Genomic DNA, 18,226 nt, shown 5'->3' with positions numbered 1-18,226 from the left:
ATCCGAAAGTCCCCATCAACAAATTAGTTACTGACAATCGGCTGCCGCGGTACTGCCCGGAAGCCGCCGTGCCTGCATACCGGCACGGGCTGTCAATCGCAACGCTCTGAAACGGGTTGCTTACTCATACTGTATACAAAAACATTATCGGCAAGCAGCGGCCCGACTTGAAATCGGCGTCGGTATTTTCCCGAGGCGTTGCGCAGGGCCGACATTGCCCGACCTGGCCGGGCATCGGTGCGTGCCCTATGCAGCCCCGCCAAACGGGGCGCCTGGCCAAAAAGCCGATAGAATTCAGGGTTTGGCAAAATCCGTATGCGGCGGCTCCGGCACGCGCTGCGCGGCCTCGGCTTGCCTCCGCTTGCCTCTACCAAGTCTTTCTATGCTGACCTTCCAACAAATGATTCTGACCCTGCAGGCCTACTGGGACCGGCAGGGCTGCGCGCTGTTGCAACCCATCGATCTGGAGGTCGGCGCCGGCACTTCCCACGTACACACCTTCCTGCGCGCGATCGGCCCCGAGCCCTGGCGTGCCGCCTACGTGCAGCCCTCGCGGCGCCCCAAGGACGGCCGCTACGGCGAGAACCCGAACCGGCTGCAGCACTACTACCAATACCAGGTGGTGCTCAAGCCCGCGCCGGAAAACATCCTGGAGCTGTACCTGGGCTCGCTCGAGGCGCTCGGCCTGGACCTGAAGCAGAACGACATCCGCTTCGTCGAGGACGATTGGGAAAACCCCACGCTGGGCGCGTGGGGCCTGGGCTGGGAAGTCTGGCTCAATGGCATGGAAGTGACCCAGTTCACCTACTTCCAGCAGGTGGGCGGCATCGACTGCAAGCCCATCACCGGCGAAATCACCTACGGCATCGAACGGCTGGCGATGTACCTGCAGAAGGTCGAGAACGTCTACGACCTGGTCTGGACCGAGTGGGTCGAGAACGGCGAGACGCGCCGGCTGACCTACGGCGACGTCTACCACCAGAACGAGGTGGAGCAATCCACCTACAACTTCGAGCACAGCAACACCGAAATCCTGTTCCGCCATTTCGCCGAGCACGAGGGCGAGGCCAGGCGCCTGATGGGCAACGGCGAAGGCGAGGACGGCACGGCCGGCGCACGGCTGGCGCTGCCCGCCTATGAGCAGGTGCTCAAGGCCGCGCACACCTTCAACCTGCTCGATGCGCGCGGCGCGATCTCGGTGACCGAGCGCGCGGCGTATATCGGCCGTATCCGCAACCTGTCGCGCCTGGTGGCGCAGGCCTACTACGACTCGCGCGAAGCCCTGGGCTTCCCCATGTGCGGCCAGCGCGACGGAGCGCGGGCATGAGGCTGCCAGCGCGCAGCGCGCTGGGCTATGCCCTGGCCCTCGCCGCGCTGGCCGCGGCGGGCAATGCCATCGGCGCGCGCGCGCAGGCCGCTCCCAGCGCGCAGGTGCTGATGCTGCCGGCCGAACTGAGCAACGTGTGCGAGGCCGACGCGCAGGCGCTGCAGCTGGCGATGGCGCGCCAGTGGCGCCCGTCGCTGAACGCGCTCGACCAGTGGACGCAACTGGTGCGCTCGTTCTCGTGCGACCTGTCCGGCCAGCGCGACCTGGGCTGGCATCGGGTGCCGCTGCGCGCCTATGAGAGCGCGATCCGCTACCCGCTCACCTGGGTCGAAACCGAGACCCACAACGGCCGCACCCGGCGCCAGGTCAAGACCTACCACTCGGCCGCGCAGCTGCCGCCCAAGATCGATTTCTGGGTGGGCGGGCGCATCGACGAGATCCGCTACGACAAGCGCCTGCGCCGCATCGATGCGCGCTTCCCGGCCGCGGGCAGCCGCGGCGGCAGCAATGGCGCCGCCAGCGCCGCGGCGGCCGCGCAATGCGCCTACACCACGCTGCAATTCCGGCAACAGAACGGCCTGTGGCTGCTGTCCGGAGTAGAACCTAATCTTTCGCCGCGCTGCTGACCCGGGCCGCGCGCGCTACAACCTGTTGGATACGATTCATGTCGCAACCCCTGACCGACTCGCTGCTGATCGAACTGTTCACCGAAGAGCTGCCCCCCAAGGCCCTGGCGCGCCTGGGCGACGCCTTCGCGCAGGGCCTGTTCGCCGGCCTGGGCGAGCGCGACCTGCTTGAGCCGGGCGCCACCGTGACGCCGTTCGCCACGCCGCGACGCCTGGCGGCGCTGGTCAGCGGCGTGCGCCGCAACGCCCCGGACCGCGAGCAGCGCGAGAAGGTCCTGCCGCTGTCGGTGGCGCTGGACGCCAACGGCGAACCGACCGCCCCGCTCGCCAAGAAGCTGGCGGCGCTGGCCAAATCCGTCGGCGTTGCCGAGATCGACTGGCAGTCGCTCGAGCGCGCCTCCGACGGCAAGGCCGAAGCCTTCTTCTACCGCTACACCGCGCGCGGCGCCGAGCTGGCGGCCGGGCTGCAGGCCACGCTGGAAGACACCGTGGCAAAGCTGCCGATCCCCAAGCTCATGAGCTACCAGCGCCCGGACGGCAGCACGGTGCATTTCGTGCGTCCGGCGCACAGCCTGATCGCGCTGTTCGGCGCCGAGATCCTGCCGGTGACGCTGCTCGGGCTGCAGGCCAGCAACCTGACCCAGGGCCATCGCTTCCTGTCGCATGGCGTGATCGAGATCGCGCACGCCAATGACTACGCGCAGCAGCTGGAGTCCGCCGGCCGCGTGGTCGCCAGCTATGCCCAGCGCCGCGAGCGCATGCGCGCAGCGCTGCTGCAGGAAGCCGGCGCCGACCAGGTCATCATGCCCGAGTCGCTGCTCGATGAAGTCAACTCGCTGGTGGAATGGCCGGTGGTGTACGCCTGCCATTTCGAGGAAGCCTTCCTGGCGGTGCCGCAGGAATGCCTGATCCTGACCATGCAGACCAACCAGAAGTACTTCGCGCTGACCGATGCCGACGGCCACCTGCGCAACCGCTTCCTGATCGTGTCGAACCTGGCTACGGAAACGCCGCAGTCAATCATCACCGGCAACGAGCGCGTGGTGCGCCCCCGCCTGGCCGACGCCAAGTTCTTCTTCGACCAGGACCGCAAGAAGACGCTGGCCTCGCGCGTGCCGCAACTGGCCAGCGTGGTCTACCATAACAAGATCGGCACGCAGCTGGACCGTGTGCAGCGCCTGCAGCAGATCGCCGGCCATATCGCCGATGCGCTCAACGGCGCCGGCGTGGCCACCGACAAGGCCGCCGCGATGCGCGGCGCCGAACTGGCCAAGGCCGATCTGCTCACCGACATGGTGGGCGAGTTCCCGGAGCTGCAAGGCACCATGGGCACCTACTACGCCCGCCACGACGACGAAGCCGAGGACGTGGCGCTGGCCTGTTCCGAACACTACCGCCCGCGCTTTGCCGGCGATGCGCTGCCGGCCGGCGCGGTCAGCACCGCGGTGGCGCTGGCCGACAAGCTCGAGACCCTGGTCGGGATCTGGGGCATCGGCCTGCAGCCCACCGGCGAGAAAGACCCGTTCGCGCTGCGCCGCCACGCGCTGGGCATCCTGCGCATGCTGATCGAGAAGCCGCTGGCGCTGTCGCTGTCGTCGCTGCTGGCGCTGACGCAGCAGGCCTTTGCCGGCATCGCCGCGGTCAAGCCGGCGCCCGAGGCCATCCTCGACTTCCTGTACGACCGCGTGCGCGGCTACCTGAAGGACAAGGGCTACACCACCAATGAGGTCGAGGCCGTGGTCAGCCTGCGCCCGGACCAGCTGCACGACATCCTGGGCCGCATGGAAGCGGTGCGCACCTTTGCCGCGCTGCCCGAAGCCGAGGCCCTGGCCGCCGCCAACAAGCGCATCACCAACATCCTGCGCAAGAACACCGAGCCGGTGGGCGCGGTCAACCCGGCGCTGTTCCGGGAAGACGCCGAAGGCGCGCTGCACGTCGCCATCGAGCGCGTGCGCCCGGCCGTCGAAGCCGCTTTCGCCAGCGGCGACTTCACCGCCGCGCTGCGCGACCTGGCCCAGCTGCGCGACGCCGTCGACCAGTTCTTCAACGACGTGATGGTGATGGCCGAGGACGCGCAGCTGCGCGCCAACCGCCTGGCGCTGCTGGCCTCGCTGCATGCGCTGGCCAACCGCGTCGCCGACATCTCCAAGCTGGCCGCCTGAGCGCCGCCCGCAGCCATAGCCGGAGCCTCACATGCCGCAGACGCCGCCCAAGTTTGTCATCCTGGACCGCGACGGGGTGATCAACCTCGACAGCGAACAATTCGTCAAGTCGCCCGATGAATGGGTGCCGATCGACGGCAGCCTGGAAGCCATCGCCGCGCTGAACCAGGCGGGCTACCGCGTGGTAATCGCCAGCAACCAGTCTGGCATCGGCCGCGGGCTGTTCGAGATGAGCGCGCTCAACGCCATGCACGAGAAGATGCACACCTCGCTGGCACGGCTGGGCGGGCGCGTCGAGGCGGTGTTCTTCTGCCCCCATACCGCCGCGGATGGCTGCGACTGCCGCAAGCCGCGCCCCGGCATGCTGGAACAGATCAGCGAGCGCTTCGGCATCGAGCTGCGCGGCGTGCCGATCGTCGGCGATTCGCTGCGCGACCTCGAAGCCGGCGTGGCGGTCGGCTGCGCGCCGCACCTGGTGCGCAGCGGCAAGGGCCAGAAGACCCTGGACAAGGGCGGCCTGCCGCCCGGCACCCAGGTGCACGACGACTTGCGCGCCTTTGCCCGCTGGCTGACCGGCAGCGATGGCGGGCAGCGGCAGCCGGCCCAGAGTGCCCACAGTGCCCACAGTGCCCACAGTGCCCAGAGCGGCCATGGCGCCGCCGGCTGACCCAGCCTGCGGCCGATCGTCCGCACCCATTTTCTCTTTGCGCCCCCCGCATGACGTTCCTCCGTTCCCTGTTGTTCGCGCTGTACCTGCTGGTGCTGACGCCGCCCTACGCCTGCACCTGCTTCGTGGTGTTCCCGTTCATGAATGCCGACCAGCGCTTCCGCTTCGTGCGCGGCTGGCCCCGGCTGGTCATCGGCGCGGCGCGCGTCATCTGCGGCATCCAGTACCGCATCGAGGGCCATGAGCACATGGACGCCATGCTGGACAAGCCGGTGGTGCTGCTGTCCAAGCACCAGTCGGCCTGGGAGACCGTGGCCTACGTGGCCCTGATGCCCAAGCCGCTGTGCTTCGTGTTCAAGCGCGAGCTGCTGCTGGTGCCGTTCTTCGGCTGGGCGCTGGGCATGCTGAAGATGGTCCATATCAACCGCAAGGAAGGCACGCGCGCGTTCGCCTCGGCCGCGCGCCAGGGCCGCGAGCGGCTGGCTGAAGGCGCCTGGATCATCATGTTCCCGGAAGGCACGCGCACCCCGTCGGGCCTGGAAAAGACGCGCTACAAGAGCGGAGGCGCGCGCCTGGCGGTGGAGACCGGTGCCTGGGTACTGCCGATGGCGGTCAATTCGGGCCGGGTCTGGCCGCGCAATTCGTTCCTGAAGTATCCGGGCATGGTGACGATCTCGGTCGGCCCGCCGATTGCGTCGGCCAACAAGACCGCCGACCAGCTCAACCAGGAAGTGGCGGAATGGATCGAACGGGACATGCGCCGTATCGACCCAGAAAGCTACCAGACCGCGCGGCGCAGCGAGTCGGCCGCATGAAATTGCTGCGACCCGCCGCCGACGCCGACGGCGCGCAGCTGGAGCTGCCGCTGGCGGAATCCGCCCACGCCCCGCAGCCGGCGGCGCCGCTGGCACCGGAGCCGCCACAGGCGCCCGCATGGCCGGCGCCGCAGCCCAATGCGCGCCTGCTGCGGATCGGCGAGCGGCCGCTGCACTACACGCTCAAGCGGTCGGCGCGCCGCACCATCGGCTTCACCATCGACGACCGCGGCCTGTCGATCACGGCGCCGCGCTGGGTCACGCTGGCCGATATCGAGTCGGCGATCCTGGAAAAGCAGCGCTGGATCTTCAACAAGCTGGGCGAGTGGCGCCACCGCGAAGCGCGCCGCATCCTGCCTACCGTGCAATGGCGCGACGGCGCCGCCCTGCCCTTCCTCGGCCAGCCGCTGACGCTGGCGCTGGAGTCGCCGATCGGCGCACTGCTGTTCGATGCCGACCGCCGCGTGCTGCACCTGGCGCTGCCGGGCCATGCCGACGAGCAGCAGATCAAGGACCGCGTGCAGGGCTGGCTGCAGCAGCAGGCGCGGCGGCTGCTGGCCGAGCGGCTGGAGCTCTATGCCGGCAAGCTCGGGGTGCGCCACACCGGCTTCGCGCTGACCTCGGCCGCCACGCGCTGGGGCAGTTGCACCGCTGACGGCAAGATCCGGCTGAACTGGCGCCTGATGCATTTCCCGCTGTCGATGATCGACTATGTCGCCGCGCATGAGCTGGCGCACCTGAAGGAGATGAACCACGGCCCGCGCTTCTGGGAAACCGTGGAGTCGATCTTTCCGGAGTTCCGCGACGCGCGCGCGCAATTGCGCGCGCACCCGCCGGAGCTGTTGCCGACGTTCTGAGGGGGCGTTCGCACGGCCGGTGGCTTTCGGCCAAAGCTACTAAAATGGCGCCTTCCGCTACCGATAACAGTTGAAGGCCCTCCCATGCGACTCCTCCACACCATGCTGCGCGTCGGCGACATGCAGCGCTCCATCGATTTCTACACCCGCGTGCTCGGCATGCAACTGCTGCGCGAGAGCGACAACCCCGAGTACAAGTACCGCCTCGCCTTTGTCGGCTATGGCCCGGAGAGCGAAACCGCGGTGCTGGAACTGACCTACAACTACGGCGTCGACCACTATGACCTGGGCACGGCCTATGGCCATATCGCGCTGGAAACCGACGATGCCGCGGCCGCCTGCGAACGCATTCGCGCCGCCGGCGGCAAGGTCACGCGCGAAGCCGGCCCGGTCAAGGGCGGCACCACCGTGATCGCCTTTGTCGAAGATCCGGACGGCTACAAGATCGAGCTGATCGAGCGCCATTCCACTCGCGACGCCAGCCGTCCCTGAAGGCCTGCCCCGTGAGCACGCAAAGCCTGGCGCGCCAGCCGCTCGACGGCACCGCCATCGGCCTGATGGTGGTGCTTTGCGCCGCCTGGGGACTGCAGCAGGTCGTGATCAAGGTCACCGCGCCGCTGATGGGCGCGGTGCTGCAGGCTGGCGTGCGCTCGGCCGTGGCAGCGCTGCTGGTATTCGGCTTTGCGGCGTGGCGCGGCACCCCGCTGTGGCGGCGCGACGGCACGCTGAACGCCGGCCTGCTGGCCGGGCTGCTGTTCGGGGCGGAGTTTTTCTGCATCTTCGTCGGCCTGGGGCACACCACGGCCTCGCGCATGGCGGTGTTCCTGTACACCGCGCCGATCTTCACCGCGCTGGGACTGCATGTGGCGGTGCCCGGCGAACGGCTGCGGCCCGGGCAATGGCTGGGCGTGACACTGGCGTTCGCGGGCATGGCGCTGGCCTTTGCGGATGGCATCGCCGCGCCGTCGACGCAGGGCAGCACGCTGCTGGGCGATGCGCTCGGCATCCTCGCCGGCGCGCTGTGGGCGGCCACCACCGTGGTGGTGCGCGCCAGCCCGCTGGCCAGCGCGCCGGCCAGCAAGACGCTGCTGTACCAGCTGGCGGTGTCCGCGGTGATGCTGCTGGCCATGGCGCTAGCCGGGGGCCAGACCATGACGGTTCAGTTCGACGGCGTGGTGCTGGCGAGCCTGTTCTACCAGTCGGTGCTGATCGCCTTTGCCAGCTACCTGACCTGGTTCTGGCTGCTGCAGCGCTACCTGGCGTCGAGGCTGTCGGTGTTTTCCTTCCTGACGCCGCTGTTCGGGGTCGCTTTCGGCGTGGTGCTGATGCACGATGCCGTGGGCCCGCGCTTTGCCGTGGCGGCGGTGCTGGTACTGGCGGGGATCGTGCTGGTGAATCGGCGGGCGTGAGGGGCACCACGAGCCGGGTTGAAACCCGTTGGCCTTGCTTCGTGTGGCCCGTTGCTAGCCCACCCCTCACCCCGGCCCTCTCCCCATGAGGGGAGAAGGAGAACTCCTTGCTCAGGCTAGCTCGGGCGGCTTGGGAGCGCCCAAACCAGTGCCGCCTGGCCGGCGTCCCAAATTTAGCGGCGCGCCTCGAACGAGAACATGCCCAGCGCGTCGCGCACTTCTTCCAGCGTCTGCTGGGTCAGCGCGCGGGCTTTTTCGGTGCCCTGGCGCAGGATGTCGAACACATAGTCCGGATCCTTGGCCAGCGCTTCGCGGCGCTCGCGGATCGGCGCCAGCAGGTCCTGCAGCACGCCCTCGATGCGGCGCTTGAGCACCATGTCGCCCAACCCGCCGCGCTGGTAATGTTCCTTCAGCGCCTTGACTTCCTCGGTGTTCGGATCGAAGGCATCCAGGTAGGTGAATACCACGTTGCCCTCGACCTGGCCGGGATCGGCCACGCGCAGGTGGTTGGGGTCGGTGTACATGCTGTGCACCGCGGCCTTGATCTGCTCGGGCGCGGCGCCCAGCGCGATCGCGTTGCCCATCGACTTGCTCATCTTGGCCTTGCCGTCGACGCCGGGCAGGCGGCCGAATTCCGGAATCAGCGCCTTGCACTCGGGCAGCAGCTCGCGGCCGACCTGGTGGTTGATGCGGCGCACGATTTCGTTGGTCTGCTCGATCAGCGGCGCCTGGTCCTCGCCCACCGGCACCACCTCGGCCTTGAAGGCGGTGATGTCGGCGGCCTGCGAGGCCGGATAGCACAGGAAGCCGGCCGGGATGTCGCGGCCAAAGCCGCGCGCCTGGATCTCTTCCTTGATGGTCGGGTTGCGCTCCAGCCGCGCCACCGTGACGAAGTTCAGGTACATCAGCGTCAGCTCGGCCAGCGCGGGCAGGTGCGACTGCACCGTGATGGTGGTCTTGGCCGGGTCGATGCCAACGGCCAGGTAGTCCAGCGCCACCTCCAGCACGTTGCGGCGCACCTTGTCGGGATCGTGCGCGTTGTCGGTCATGGCCTGGGTGTCGGCCAGCAGCAGGTATTGCTCGTGCGTATCCTGCAGCGCCACGCGGCTCTTGAGCGAGCCGACAAAGTGGCCGAGGTGCAGCGGGCCGGTGGGACGGTCGCCGGTCAGGATCACGGGACGCCGGTTGGTTTGGCTGGTGTTGGACTGGGCTGTCATGGGACGGTCTTGCACGAAATAGTCGCGGGAGATTCTGGATGTGTTCGGGATTCGGGAATTCGCCCTGGCTTCAGGCGGCCCGGCCGGAGGCCTTGTTGCCGAGACGCCGGGCCAGTTCGACATACTCGCCGACCGGCACTTCCTCGGCGCGCCGGCCCAGGTCGAAGCCCATGGCATCGAAGTCGACCTGGTCGCGCAGGAACGACAGCGTGTTGCGCAGCACCTTGCGCCGCTGCGAGAACGCCGCCGTGACCACGTCGCCGAGCACGGTGATGTCGCAATCGGCATGGGGCGAACGCAGCCGGCCGTCGCCGTGGCGCGGCCACGGGATCATGCGGACCACGGCCGAGTCCACCTTGGGCGGCGGGTTGAAGGCGCCCGGCGGCACATCCAGCACATGCTCCATGTAGTAGCGCACCTGCAGCATGATCGACAGCCGGCCGAAGGCCTTGCTGCCGGGTTCGGCGACCATGCGCTCCACCACCTCCTTCTGCAGCATGAAGTGCTGGTCGTGCACGTGGTCGGCGAACTCCATCAGGTGGAACAGCAACGGGCTCGAAATGTTGTACGGCAGGTTGCCGACAATGCGCAGCGGGCGGCCCGGCACGGCGAGCTTGTCGAAATCGAAGTCGAGCGCGTCGCCGGCGTGGACCTGCAGGCGGTCGCCATAGCGGCGGCGCAGCCGCTCGACCAGGTCGCGGTCCAGTTCGACCACCTGCATCTGCGCAATGCGCTCGAGCAGCGGGTCGGTCAGCGCGCCCAGCCCCGGCCCGATCTCGACCAGCACGTCGCCGGCCTGCGGGCTGATGGCATTGACGATGCCGTGGATGATGGTGTCGTCGACCAGGAAGTTCTGCCCGAATCGTTTGCGGGCCACATGGCCCTGGTGCACGTTTGAACGCATGATGTCTTAGTCCGGCTTCAGCATGGCGGCTGCATGCCGGAAGGGGTGTGGCCGGCGGGGCCCGTGGCGCCCGCGCTGCCGGGCCGGCGGCCGTTGGCATGGCCAGACATGATAACCGCCGTGCGGATGGCCTCGATCATGCTGCCGTGCTCGGCCTGGCCGGTGCCGGCGAGGTCGAGCGCGGTGCCATGGTCCACCGACGTGCGGATGAAGGGCAGCCCCAGCGTGATATTCACGCCGTGGCCGAAGGTGCCGTACTTGAGCGGCGCCAGCCCCTGGTCATGGTACATCGCCAGCACGCAGTCGGCATCGCGCAGGTGGCGCGGCTGGAACAGCGTGTCGGCCGGGAACGGCCCGCGTGCGTCGATGCCGGCATCCTTGGACTGCGCCAGCGCGGGCGCGATGATGTCGATCTCTTCGCGGCCCATGTGGCCGCTTTCGCCGGCGTGCGGGTTCAGTCCCGTGACCAGGATGCGCGGCCGCGCGATGCCGAAGCCGCGGCGCAGGTCGGCATCGATGATCGCCAGCGTCTGCACCAGCATTGGCACCGACAGCGCATCGGGCACCGCGCGCAGCGGCAGGTGGGTGGTGGCCAGCGCCACGCGTAGCATGGCGTCGTCGTGCGCCGGCTGCGGGCCGGCCAGCATCATCACCACGCGCGGCACGCCGGCGCGGTGGGCCAGGTATTCGGTATGGCCGGTGAAGGCCACGCCGGCGTCGTTGATGGTGCTCTTCTGCACCGGCGCGGTGACCATCGCGGCATACCGCGGCGCGGCGTTGCCATGCGCCTGGCAGCCGTCGATGGCGGCATCGAGCAGCTGCAGCACATAGCGGCCGTTGCGCGCGTCGAGGCGCCCGGGCTCGCATGCCACTGCCAGCGGCACGTCTTCGATCACGATGTCGCCGTCGGCAATGCGCCGCTCCCACGCGTGCGTGACCCCGAGCGCCGCGGCACGCTCGGCCAGCAGGCGGGCATCGCCCAGCACATGGAAGCGGTATGGCGCGCCGCCCGCGCCATGGTTGGCACCCCCCCATTGCAGCAACGCCCCGATGGTGATATCGGGGCCGATGCCGGCGGGTTCTCCGGTCGAGATGGCGAGGGCTAGTGGGTCGGGCATGTCGGCTCAGGCGGATGGGCGCAGCGGGCGGCGCGTCAGCGCTGCCGGTTGACCCGATACTCTACGTACGCCTGCGAGCGCAGCTGGCGCACCCAGTCATCATAGGCGGCGCGCAGCTTCTGTTCGCGGACTTCGGCACGGGCGAAGTCGCGCTGCTTCTCTGGCGACAACTCGGTTTCGCGGCGATTCAGCACCTGGATCAGGTGCACCCCGAACTGCGTGACCACCGGCTCGGAGATCTCGTTCGGGCGCAGCCGGCTCATGGCCTGCTCGAATTCGGGCACCAGCTCGCCCGGCGAGACCCAGCCCAGGTCACCGCCCTTCTGCGCCGAGCCGTCCTGCGAGAAGCGCTTGGCCGCATCGGCAAAGTCGCCGCCGTGGGTGATGCGGTCGCGCAGCGTGCCGAGCTGTCGGCGCGCCTCGGCCTCGGGCATGTTGGGGCCGGTGCGGATCAGGATATGGCGCACCTGGGTCTGCGTGATCTTGCCCGCCGCCGCCGGGCCCGAGGCCGGCGCCGCGCGCTTGGCCACCAGCTTGACCACATGGAAGCCGGCGGCGCTCTCGACCACCTGCGGCGCCACCGCGCCCGGCTGCAGGTCGACCACGGCATTGGCGAACAGCGCCGGCAGGCGGCCGATTTCGCGGAAGCCCATGGCGCCGCCCTGGGCCGCTTCCGGGCCTTCGGAACTGGCCTGCGCCAGCTGCGCGAAGTCGGCGCCGCCCTGGGCCTGCTTGAGCAGCCCCTCGGCCTTGGCGCGCAGCGCCTGCTTCTGCGCGTCCGAGGCGTTCTCGGGCACGCGCACCAGGATCTGCGCCATGTTGTATTCGGTGGGGCCGCTGGCCGCGCCCTGGCCGCCCCGCGCCGCCAGGTAGTTGTCGATCTCGCCGTCGTAGACCTGCACCTTGGAATCGACTTCGCGCTCGCGCAGGCGGATCACCTGCACCTGCTTGCGCAGCTCGTCGCGGTACTTGGTCCAGGTCATGCCGCTGCCCTCGACCCGGCGGCGCAGCTCGGCCGCGTTCATCTGGTTCTGCTGGGCCACCGATTCAATCGCGCGGTCGACTTCCTGGTCGGTGACGCGGATGCCGGCGTCCTGCGCGGCCTGGGTCTGCACGCGTTCCATCACCAGGCGCTCGAGCACCTCGCCCAGCAGGTCGGCACGCGCGGGCACCGGCCGCCCGGCGGCGCGCAGCTGGCTTTCGATCTCGTCGGCGCGGTCAAGCAGTTCGCGCCGCGTGATCACGCTGTTGTTGACCACCGCCACCACTTCGTCGATCAACTGCGAGCGCTTCTGCCCGCCAGGCTGCGGCACCCCCAGCTTGGGCTGGCTGGACGGCGCGGTGACGTCGGACGTCTGCGGCACGAAGATGCCGCTGGCACGCGCGCCTCCAGGCGCCTTCAGTTGCGCCGCGGCAGGCAGCGCCATCGCGGCCAGCACGGCCGGCAGCAGCAGGCGGTGCCAGGACGTCAGCAAAAAGGAAAACGCGGCGAATTCTTGACGTTTCATCGTAATCCGTCATTCATAGTGATCGAACTGGGTCGTCGGCACCGGCTTGGACGAGACCGGCTCGTAGCCCGGCACGTTCAGGCGCAGGATGTTCAACGGGTTGGACCCGATCTTGGAAAGGCCACGGAACTCCACCTGCAGGAAGACCCGCCCGGTGTAGCCCTGGGTGGTGTTGCGGAAACGCTGGTAGACCACGCGGCCGACCCAGCAGTCCGCGGCGTATTCGACGCCGGCCAGCGCATCGACCATCTGGCTGGCGGACAGGTCGAAGGCAAAGCGCGCAATGCCATAGGCACGGCGCGTGATGGGCCACTGGCTCGACAGCTCGAACTGGTCGATCGCGGTGTTGTCGGTGACCGAGGTGGGCCGGCGGTAGCGGTAGCCGGCGTTGAACACCTTGCGCGACTCGGGGCGGTATGTGAACGCCACGTTGCCGTAGCTGATCCGGTCCGAATCGGGGTTGTACTGCACCCCCGCGTCGAGATAGTAGCCGCGGAACAGCTGGATGGTGGTGGCGGCCAGCAGGTCCGACGAGCCCGCCTTGGGGTCCGCCAGCGTGCCGTTGAGCTGCACGCGCTGCCCGGTGAAGTCATAGCGCTGGGCAATGGTGCCGCGGAAGCGCTCGATGCCGGTATCGGACTCGATCAGGCGCGTGGTCACGCCGCCGGTCAGCTTGTTGTTGTCGGCGATGCGGTCGTAGCCGGTGAACGGGTTTTCGCTGAAGATCTGCCCGTAGCCGAAGTCGGACTGCACCGTGTCGAACAGCGGAAACTGGCTCTGGTCTTTGAAGGGGGTGTAAACGTAGAACAGCCGCGGTTCCAGCGTCTGCACGTAGTTGACCCCGAATAGCCGGCTGATGGTCGGCGCATCGCGCTCGAAGGTCATGCCCGAATCCAGGCTGACGGTCGGGATCGCGCGGGAAAGATTGTTCTGCGCGGTCGGCGTGTTGGTGGCCGCTTCCATCTGGTACTGCGCGGCGTTGAACGACACCTTGGGCGTCACGTACCAGCCGGCGCGCACGATCGGGTAGCTGATGCTCGGCAGGAAATACATGCGCTCGCCCTGCGGCTGCTGGAAGCCGGTGGACGTCAGCGGAATGCGGAAGCGGGTGTAGTCGGCTTCCATCTGCACGTCGAAGCCGCCCAGGTCATAGCGGATGTACTTGCCGTTGAGCTGCGGGACGCGCTCGTACGATGGCTCGCTGGGCCGCAGCGTCTGGAACTTCTGCACCCGGGCCAGCACGGTGAAGTCCTGCCAGTTGTAGGTGACCCCGCCTTCCTGCGTGTACTGCCGCAGCGTCGACTGCGACACGCTGCGGTTGAAGTCGTCCGGGTAGCGGTCGTCGGAGACCCGGTTCAGGTTCAGGTAGGCATTGAGCCCCGGCGCCAGCTTCTGGTTGTGCTGCAGCGAGTAGGCCCAGCGATTCGAGTTGGTCTTCTGGTCGTCGGGCAAGAACTCGGCGCGCAGCCGCCCGGAGTAGGTTTCGCTCAGGTACCGGTATTCGCCGCCGAGCTGCAGTCCGCGCTCGGTCATCAGCCGCGGGAAGATGGTCAGGTCGCGGTTGGGCGCGATATTGACGTAGTACGGCGTGGTCAGGTCGAAACCCGATTTCGAGCTGTAGCCCATCAGCGGCGGCAGGAAGCCGCTGCGGCGGTCATCGTTCAGCGGGAAGCTGAACGCCGGCGCGGCCGCGACCGGCACGCCGAAGAAATTCAGCACGCCGCCGTAGGCCACGCCCACCTGGCGGTCGCTGTCCAGGTCGATCCGGTTGGCGCTGAAATACCAGTCAGCGTTGTCAGGCGAACAGGTGGTGTACGACGCCTGCCGGGCGGTGCTGCGGTCCTGGTCCAGGAAGTCGATGCGCTCGGCCTTGCCGGTGCCGCCGGTCTGCTGGAAGTAGTAGTCCGGCGACAGCATGTAGCCTTCGTTGGCTTCGACCTTGAGCCGCGCTTCCGGGCCGACTGCCAGCGTGCCGCTGCGCGACATGCGCACATTGCCCTGCGCGAAGGCCTCGTCGGTGTCCTGGTCGTAGGTCAGCTTGTCGCCCTGGACCACGCTGCCGTCGCGGCGCAACTCGGCATGGCCTTCCAGCTCGACGCCGCGTTCGCTGTAGCCGGTCATGCGGTCGGCTTCGATGAAGGTGGGGGCGTCGGGATTGGACTGGCCCTTGGCGGCCGGCTCGGCCAGGCGCGGCACCAGTTCGCCGGATTCCACCGGCAGCGGCGGCGCCGGCGGCGCGGCTTCGAACACCGGCTCGACCTGATCGAGGTCGGGGATCGCCGAGCCGGTCATCTGCGCATGGGCGCCGGCCGACAGGCCAGCCATGGCCAGCACCAGCGGGCGCAGCGCGCCCGCATGCAGGCCGCCGGCGCGCCTGGCTCGGGCCGGGGCGCGGGGGGAAGCAGGCGCAGGCAAGTCCCTGTTGTTCGGTGATCGTTGTGGTTCGGTCATTCGCACGGGTTGTCAGTCTCGGCGTGGCAGCGGCTCGCCTGCAGGCCGCCAGGCCCCGTCGGGGCAGGCTGCGGGGCAACGGGGCCCCGCCCGGAGCCCACCGGCGCCCCGGTCTGGTCGGGTATTATACGGGGCAACCCGGGGTGCTCTTGCCGCTTACTTCCGGTTTCATTTGCGGTTGCATTGACGGGTTTCAATTTCGTTCCGCCCCCGCGCCCCATCCCCACACGTGCCTCCGACAAGTAACTGTATGGCAGCTCTTCCCCACGACCCGCGCCTGGACCAGCTCAAGGCCTGGGTGGCCGGACTCGGACCGGCATGGTCCGCCGATCCCGACTCCTGCGCCCCGGCCTCGGCCGATGCCAGCTTCCGGCGCTATTTCCGCGTGCGCACCGGCCATCCCGCGCATCCCACCGCGATCGTGATGGACGCCCCGCCCGCGCACGAGGACTGCCGCCCGTTCATCCATGTGTGCGGGCTGTTCGGCGCCGCCGGCGTGACCGTGCCGACGGTGCTGGCGCAGGACCTGGACCAGGGCTTCCTGCTGCTGGCCGATCTCGGCAGCCAGACCTACCTGTCGCGGCTCGACGATTCCACCGCGCATGGCCTGTACGCCGACGCGGCCGCCACGCTGGTCCGCATCCAGGCCGCCACGCGTCCCGGCGAACTGCCCGCGTACGACCGCGCGCTGCTGCAACGCGAACTCGATCTGTTCCCGCAGTGGTACGTGGCCAGGCACGTCGGTGCCACCCTGTCCGAGGGCCAGCAGGCCGACTGGCGCGAAGTGACGGAAGCACTGCTTGCCAACAACCTCGCCCAGCCCCAGGTCTACGTCCACCGCGATTTCCACTCGCGCAACCTGATGGTGCTCGACGGGACCGCCAACCCGGGCGTGCTGGACTTCCAGGATGCGGTGCTCGGCCCGATCACCTACGACGCGGTCTCGCTGTGGCGCGATGCCTATATCGAATGGGATGAAGAGCAGCAGCTCGACTGGCTGATCCGCTACTGGGAACGCGCGCGCAAGGCCGCGCTGCCGGTCAACGCCGACTTCGGCGAGTTCTACCGCGACTTCGAGTGGATGGGCCTGCAGCGCCATCTCAAGGTGCTGGGGATCTTCGCCCGCCTGTACCACCGCGACGGCAAGGACGGCTACCTGGCCAACCTGCCGCTGGTGATGAAGTACACCCGCCAGGTGGCCGGGCGCTATACCGAACTGCGCAGGCTGATCCGCCTGCTGGACGCGCTCGAAGGCGTCGCCAGCCCGGCCGGCTATACCTTCTGACGCCATGCGCGCCGACGCCCCCGGTCCGGACGACAGTACCGCGCCTGCCATCACCGCCGCCGGCGAATGGCTGGCCGGCGCGCGCGCGCTCGCGCCGATGCTGCTGGGCGTGGTGCCGTTCGGCCTGATCTACGGCGTGCTGGCGGTCAGCGCCGGCATGCCCGCATGGCTGGCCTGCGCGATGAGCGCGATCGTGTTCGGCGGTGCCTCGCAGATGATCCTGACGCAGCTGTGGAGCGCCGGCACCCCGGCGGTGGTGATCACGCTGACGGTGGCCATGGTCAACCTGCGCCACGCCCTGTATTCCGCCACCATCGCGCCGACGCTGGCGCACCTGCCGCGGCGCTGGAAGGCGCTGATCGCCTACCTGCTGACCGACGAGGCCTTTGCCGCGATGACGCACCGGCTGGGCGACACCGGCCCGCGTGCCCGCTACCGGCACTGGTATTACTTTGGCGGCGGCTTCGCGCTGTGGGCCAGCTGGCAGCTGTCGACGCTGGCCGGCGTGCTGGTCGGCGCCCAGGTGCCGCGCGACTGGCCGCTGGATTTCTTCCTGCCGCTGACTTTTATCGGCATCATCGTGCCGGGCCTGAGGCACCGCTCGCACGTCGCCGCGGCGCTGGCCGCCAGCGCGCTGGCGGTGGCCTGCTACGGCCTGCCGCACAAGCTTGGGCTGATGGTGGCGGCACTCGGCGGCATCGCCGCGGGCATGCTGGTGCTGGGACGCGGCAACCGGCCCGGACCGCGTGTGGCCAGCCATGCCACCGACGCCGACACCGGCACCGGCACTGCCGGCAAGGAGGCCGCATGAAGGCCCTGACACTGCTGTGGGTCTTCCTGGCTGCGGGCCTGGCCACCTTCCTGATCCGCCTGTCGTTCATCGCCGTCGAAGGCCGCGTGCGGCTGCCGTCGTGGTTCCGCACCGCGCTGCAGTTCGTGCCGGCCGCAATGCTGTCGGCGCTGATCGCCCCTGACCTGCTGATGCAGCAGGGCGAACTCGCCCTGACCCCGACCAACGCCAGGCTGGTGGCCGGCGTGGTCGCCATCCTGATTGCCGCACGAACCCGCAGCGTGGGCTGGACCATTGCCGGCGGCATGGCCACGCTGCTTGCCCTGGAGGCCCTGTTCTGATGAAGACCATGATCTTCGCCGCCGGCCGCGGCGACCGCATGCGTCCGCTGACCGATACCTGCCCGAAGCCACTGCTGACGGTGGGCGGCAAGCCGCTGATTGCCTGGAAGATCGAAGCGCTGGCGCGCGCGGGGCTGCGCGACATCGTCATCAACCACGCCTGGCTGGGCGGGCAGATCGAAGCCGCCCTCGGCGACGGCAGCCGCTTCGGCGTGCGCATCGCCTATTCGGCCGAAGGCGAAGCGCTGGAAACGGCAGGCGGCATCGCCCGGGCCCTGCCGCTGCTGTCGCACGACCCGGCGCGCGGCGAAATCTTCCTGGCCGTGTCCGGCGACATCTTCTGCGACTATGACTTCCGCGCGCTGCTGCCGCGCGCGCAGGCGCTGGCGGGCGCGGCCGCGCCGCACATGCACCTGGTGATGGTACCGAACCCGCCGTTCCATCCGCGCGGTGATTTCGGGCTGGATGGGCAAGGCCGGTTATCGCTGGACGCCGACGCAGCCACCGGCACGCGCCTCACCTTCGGCAATATCGGGCTCTACGACACCCGGCTGTTTACCGATATCGCCCCGGGCACGCGGGTGGCCATGACGCCGATCTACCATGCCTGCATCGCCGCCGGCACCGCCACCGGCGAGCGCTTCGACGGACGCTGGGAGAACGTGGGCACGCCGGCGCAGCTGGGCGAGCTCGACGCCATGCTGTCGGCCGCACAAGGACGCTAGCGCGCGACTTTCGCTCCACTGGCG

The 18,226-nt window shown here is 68.8% G+C and carries 17 protein-coding genes; 12 read left to right on the top strand and 5 right to left on the bottom strand.

What is annotated here, in order from left to right; all coding sequences use genetic code 11:
* Positions 1 to 382: 382 nt before the first annotated feature.
* From glyQ to ACOCMH_RS19245, 8 genes are all read left to right on the top strand, one after another.
* Positions 383 to 1,327, top strand: coding sequence for a glycine--tRNA ligase subunit alpha (gene glyQ / locus ACOCMH_RS19280; RefSeq protein WP_171514141.1), 945 nt, complete (start codon positions 383 to 385; stop codon positions 1,325 to 1,327).
* Complete coding sequence (locus ACOCMH_RS19275; RefSeq protein WP_427312561.1) at positions 1,324 to 1,953, top strand: hypothetical protein; 630 nt, start codon at positions 1,324 to 1,326, stop codon at positions 1,951 to 1,953. Before glyQ ends, ACOCMH_RS19275 begins: the two co-directional genes overlap by 4 nt.
* 38 nt (positions 1,954 to 1,991) lie before the next feature.
* Positions 1,992 to 4,115, top strand: a complete 2,124-nt coding sequence (glyS, locus tag ACOCMH_RS19270; RefSeq protein WP_427312560.1) for a glycine--tRNA ligase subunit beta — start codon at positions 1,992 to 1,994, stop codon at positions 4,113 to 4,115.
* A 31-nt stretch (positions 4,116 to 4,146) separates the two neighbouring features.
* Entirely contained in the window at positions 4,147 to 4,782 is a 636-nt protein-coding gene (gene gmhB, locus ACOCMH_RS19265; RefSeq protein WP_427312559.1) for a D-glycero-beta-D-manno-heptose 1,7-bisphosphate 7-phosphatase, read from the top strand.
* A 50-nt stretch (positions 4,783 to 4,832) separates the two neighbouring features.
* Entirely contained in the window at positions 4,833 to 5,597 is a 765-nt protein-coding gene (locus ACOCMH_RS19260) for a lysophospholipid acyltransferase family protein (RefSeq protein WP_427312558.1), read from the top strand.
* Entirely contained in the window at positions 5,594 to 6,454 is an 861-nt protein-coding gene (locus ACOCMH_RS19255) for a M48 family metallopeptidase (RefSeq protein ID WP_427312557.1), read from the top strand. The genes ACOCMH_RS19260 and ACOCMH_RS19255 overlap by 4 nt, the downstream gene beginning before the upstream one ends.
* Positions 6,455 to 6,538: 84 nt before the next feature.
* The gene (gene gloA, locus ACOCMH_RS19250) at positions 6,539 to 6,946 is read left to right on the top strand and encodes a lactoylglutathione lyase (RefSeq protein WP_427312556.1); all 408 of its coding nucleotides are present in this window, start codon (positions 6,539 to 6,541) and stop codon (positions 6,944 to 6,946) included.
* A 65-nt stretch (positions 6,947 to 7,011) separates the two neighbouring features.
* Positions 7,012 to 7,863 carry a DMT family transporter gene (locus ACOCMH_RS19245; protein WP_427313322.1) on the top strand — a complete coding sequence of 284 codons (852 nt, stop codon included), beginning with the start codon at positions 7,012 to 7,014 and terminating at the stop codon, positions 7,861 to 7,863.
* A gap of 173 nt (positions 7,864 to 8,036) precedes the next feature.
* On the opposite strand, the gene trpS is transcribed toward ACOCMH_RS19245, so the two are convergent.
* The 5 genes from trpS to ACOCMH_RS19220 form a co-directional block, all read right to left on the bottom strand.
* Entirely contained in the window at positions 8,037 to 9,080 is a 1,044-nt protein-coding gene (gene trpS, locus ACOCMH_RS19240) for a tryptophan--tRNA ligase (RefSeq protein WP_427312555.1), read from the bottom strand.
* 70 nt (positions 9,081 to 9,150) lie between these two features.
* On the bottom strand, positions 9,151 to 9,984 hold the full coding sequence (gene rsmA / locus ACOCMH_RS19235; RefSeq protein ID WP_427312554.1) for a 16S rRNA (adenine(1518)-N(6)/adenine(1519)-N(6))-dimethyltransferase RsmA: 834 nt from the start codon (positions 9,982 to 9,984) through the stop codon (positions 9,151 to 9,153).
* Between the two features lie 17 nt (positions 9,985 to 10,001).
* Positions 10,002 to 11,102 (bottom strand): 4-hydroxythreonine-4-phosphate dehydrogenase PdxA, encoded by a 1,101-nt coding sequence (gene pdxA / locus ACOCMH_RS19230; RefSeq protein WP_427312553.1) that lies wholly within the window; start codon positions 11,100 to 11,102, stop codon positions 10,002 to 10,004.
* 35 nt (positions 11,103 to 11,137) lie between these two features.
* Entirely contained in the window at positions 11,138 to 12,610 is a 1,473-nt protein-coding gene (locus ACOCMH_RS19225) for a peptidylprolyl isomerase (RefSeq protein WP_427312552.1), read from the bottom strand.
* Positions 12,611 to 12,619: 9 nt separating this feature from the next.
* Entirely contained in the window at positions 12,620 to 15,061 is a 2,442-nt protein-coding gene (locus tag ACOCMH_RS19220) for an LPS-assembly protein LptD (protein ID WP_427312551.1), read from the bottom strand.
* 250 nt (positions 15,062 to 15,311) lie between these two features.
* Between ACOCMH_RS19220 and ACOCMH_RS19215 the strand changes: the two genes are divergently transcribed.
* From ACOCMH_RS19215 to murU, 4 genes are read left to right on the top strand one after another with little or no spacing between them, the layout of a single operon-like run.
* Positions 15,312 to 16,346, top strand: coding sequence for an aminoglycoside phosphotransferase family protein (locus tag ACOCMH_RS19215; RefSeq protein WP_427312550.1), 1,035 nt, complete (start codon positions 15,312 to 15,314; stop codon positions 16,344 to 16,346).
* 4 nt (positions 16,347 to 16,350) lie between these two features.
* A complete protein-coding gene (locus tag ACOCMH_RS19210) occupies positions 16,351 to 17,157 on the top strand; it encodes an AzlC family ABC transporter permease (RefSeq protein ID WP_427312549.1) in 807 nt (268 codons plus the stop codon).
* Positions 17,154 to 17,477 (top strand): AzlD domain-containing protein, encoded by a 324-nt coding sequence (locus ACOCMH_RS19205; RefSeq protein ID WP_427312548.1) that lies wholly within the window; start codon positions 17,154 to 17,156, stop codon positions 17,475 to 17,477. The genes ACOCMH_RS19210 and ACOCMH_RS19205 overlap by 4 nt, the downstream gene beginning before the upstream one ends.
* Positions 17,477 to 18,202, top strand: coding sequence for an N-acetylmuramate alpha-1-phosphate uridylyltransferase MurU (gene murU / locus ACOCMH_RS19200; protein WP_427312547.1), 726 nt, complete (start codon positions 17,477 to 17,479; stop codon positions 18,200 to 18,202). Before ACOCMH_RS19205 ends, murU begins: the two co-directional genes overlap by 1 nt.
* Positions 18,203 to 18,226 lie beyond the last annotated feature (24 nt).

The sequence above is a fragment of the Cupriavidus sp. H39 genome (assembly GCF_050271075.1).
Lineage (GTDB): Bacteria > Pseudomonadota > Gammaproteobacteria > Burkholderiales > Burkholderiaceae > Cupriavidus > Cupriavidus necator_B.
This window is presented reverse-complemented; position numbering and strand designations above follow the sequence as displayed.

Excerpts from the sequence above, each read along its gene's own strand:
- glyQ (WP_171514141.1), top strand. The coding sequence starts at position 383 with ATGCTGACCTTCCAACAAATGATTCTGACCCTGCAGGCCTACTGGGAC.
- ACOCMH_RS19275 (WP_427312561.1), top strand. The coding sequence starts at position 1,324 with ATGAGGCTGCCAGCGCGCAGCGCGCTGGGCTATGCCCTGGCCCTCGCC.
- glyS (WP_427312560.1), top strand. The coding sequence starts at position 1,992 with ATGTCGCAACCCCTGACCGACTCGCTGCTGATCGAACTGTTCACCGAA.
- gmhB (WP_427312559.1), top strand. The coding sequence starts at position 4,147 with ATGCCGCAGACGCCGCCCAAGTTTGTCATCCTGGACCGCGACGGGGTG.
- ACOCMH_RS19260 (WP_427312558.1), top strand. The coding sequence starts at position 4,833 with ATGACGTTCCTCCGTTCCCTGTTGTTCGCGCTGTACCTGCTGGTGCTG.
- ACOCMH_RS19255 (WP_427312557.1), top strand. The coding sequence starts at position 5,594 with ATGAAATTGCTGCGACCCGCCGCCGACGCCGACGGCGCGCAGCTGGAG.
- gloA (WP_427312556.1), top strand. The coding sequence starts at position 6,539 with ATGCGACTCCTCCACACCATGCTGCGCGTCGGCGACATGCAGCGCTCC.
- ACOCMH_RS19245 (WP_427313322.1), top strand. The coding sequence starts at position 7,012 with ATGGTGGTGCTTTGCGCCGCCTGGGGACTGCAGCAGGTCGTGATCAAG.
- trpS (WP_427312555.1), bottom strand. The coding sequence starts at position 9,080 with ATGACAGCCCAGTCCAACACCAGCCAAACCAACCGGCGTCCCGTGATC.
- rsmA (WP_427312554.1), bottom strand. The coding sequence starts at position 9,984 with ATGCGTTCAAACGTGCACCAGGGCCATGTGGCCCGCAAACGATTCGGG.
- pdxA (WP_427312553.1), bottom strand. The coding sequence starts at position 11,102 with ATGCCCGACCCACTAGCCCTCGCCATCTCGACCGGAGAACCCGCCGGC.
- ACOCMH_RS19225 (WP_427312552.1), bottom strand. The coding sequence starts at position 12,610 with ATGAAACGTCAAGAATTCGCCGCGTTTTCCTTTTTGCTGACGTCCTGG.
- ACOCMH_RS19220 (WP_427312551.1), bottom strand. The coding sequence starts at position 15,061 with ATGACCGAACCACAACGATCACCGAACAACAGGGACTTGCCTGCGCCT.
- ACOCMH_RS19215 (WP_427312550.1), top strand. The coding sequence starts at position 15,312 with ATGGCAGCTCTTCCCCACGACCCGCGCCTGGACCAGCTCAAGGCCTGG.
- ACOCMH_RS19210 (WP_427312549.1), top strand. The coding sequence starts at position 16,351 with ATGCGCGCCGACGCCCCCGGTCCGGACGACAGTACCGCGCCTGCCATC.
- ACOCMH_RS19205 (WP_427312548.1), top strand. The coding sequence starts at position 17,154 with ATGAAGGCCCTGACACTGCTGTGGGTCTTCCTGGCTGCGGGCCTGGCC.
- murU (WP_427312547.1), top strand. The coding sequence starts at position 17,477 with ATGAAGACCATGATCTTCGCCGCCGGCCGCGGCGACCGCATGCGTCCG.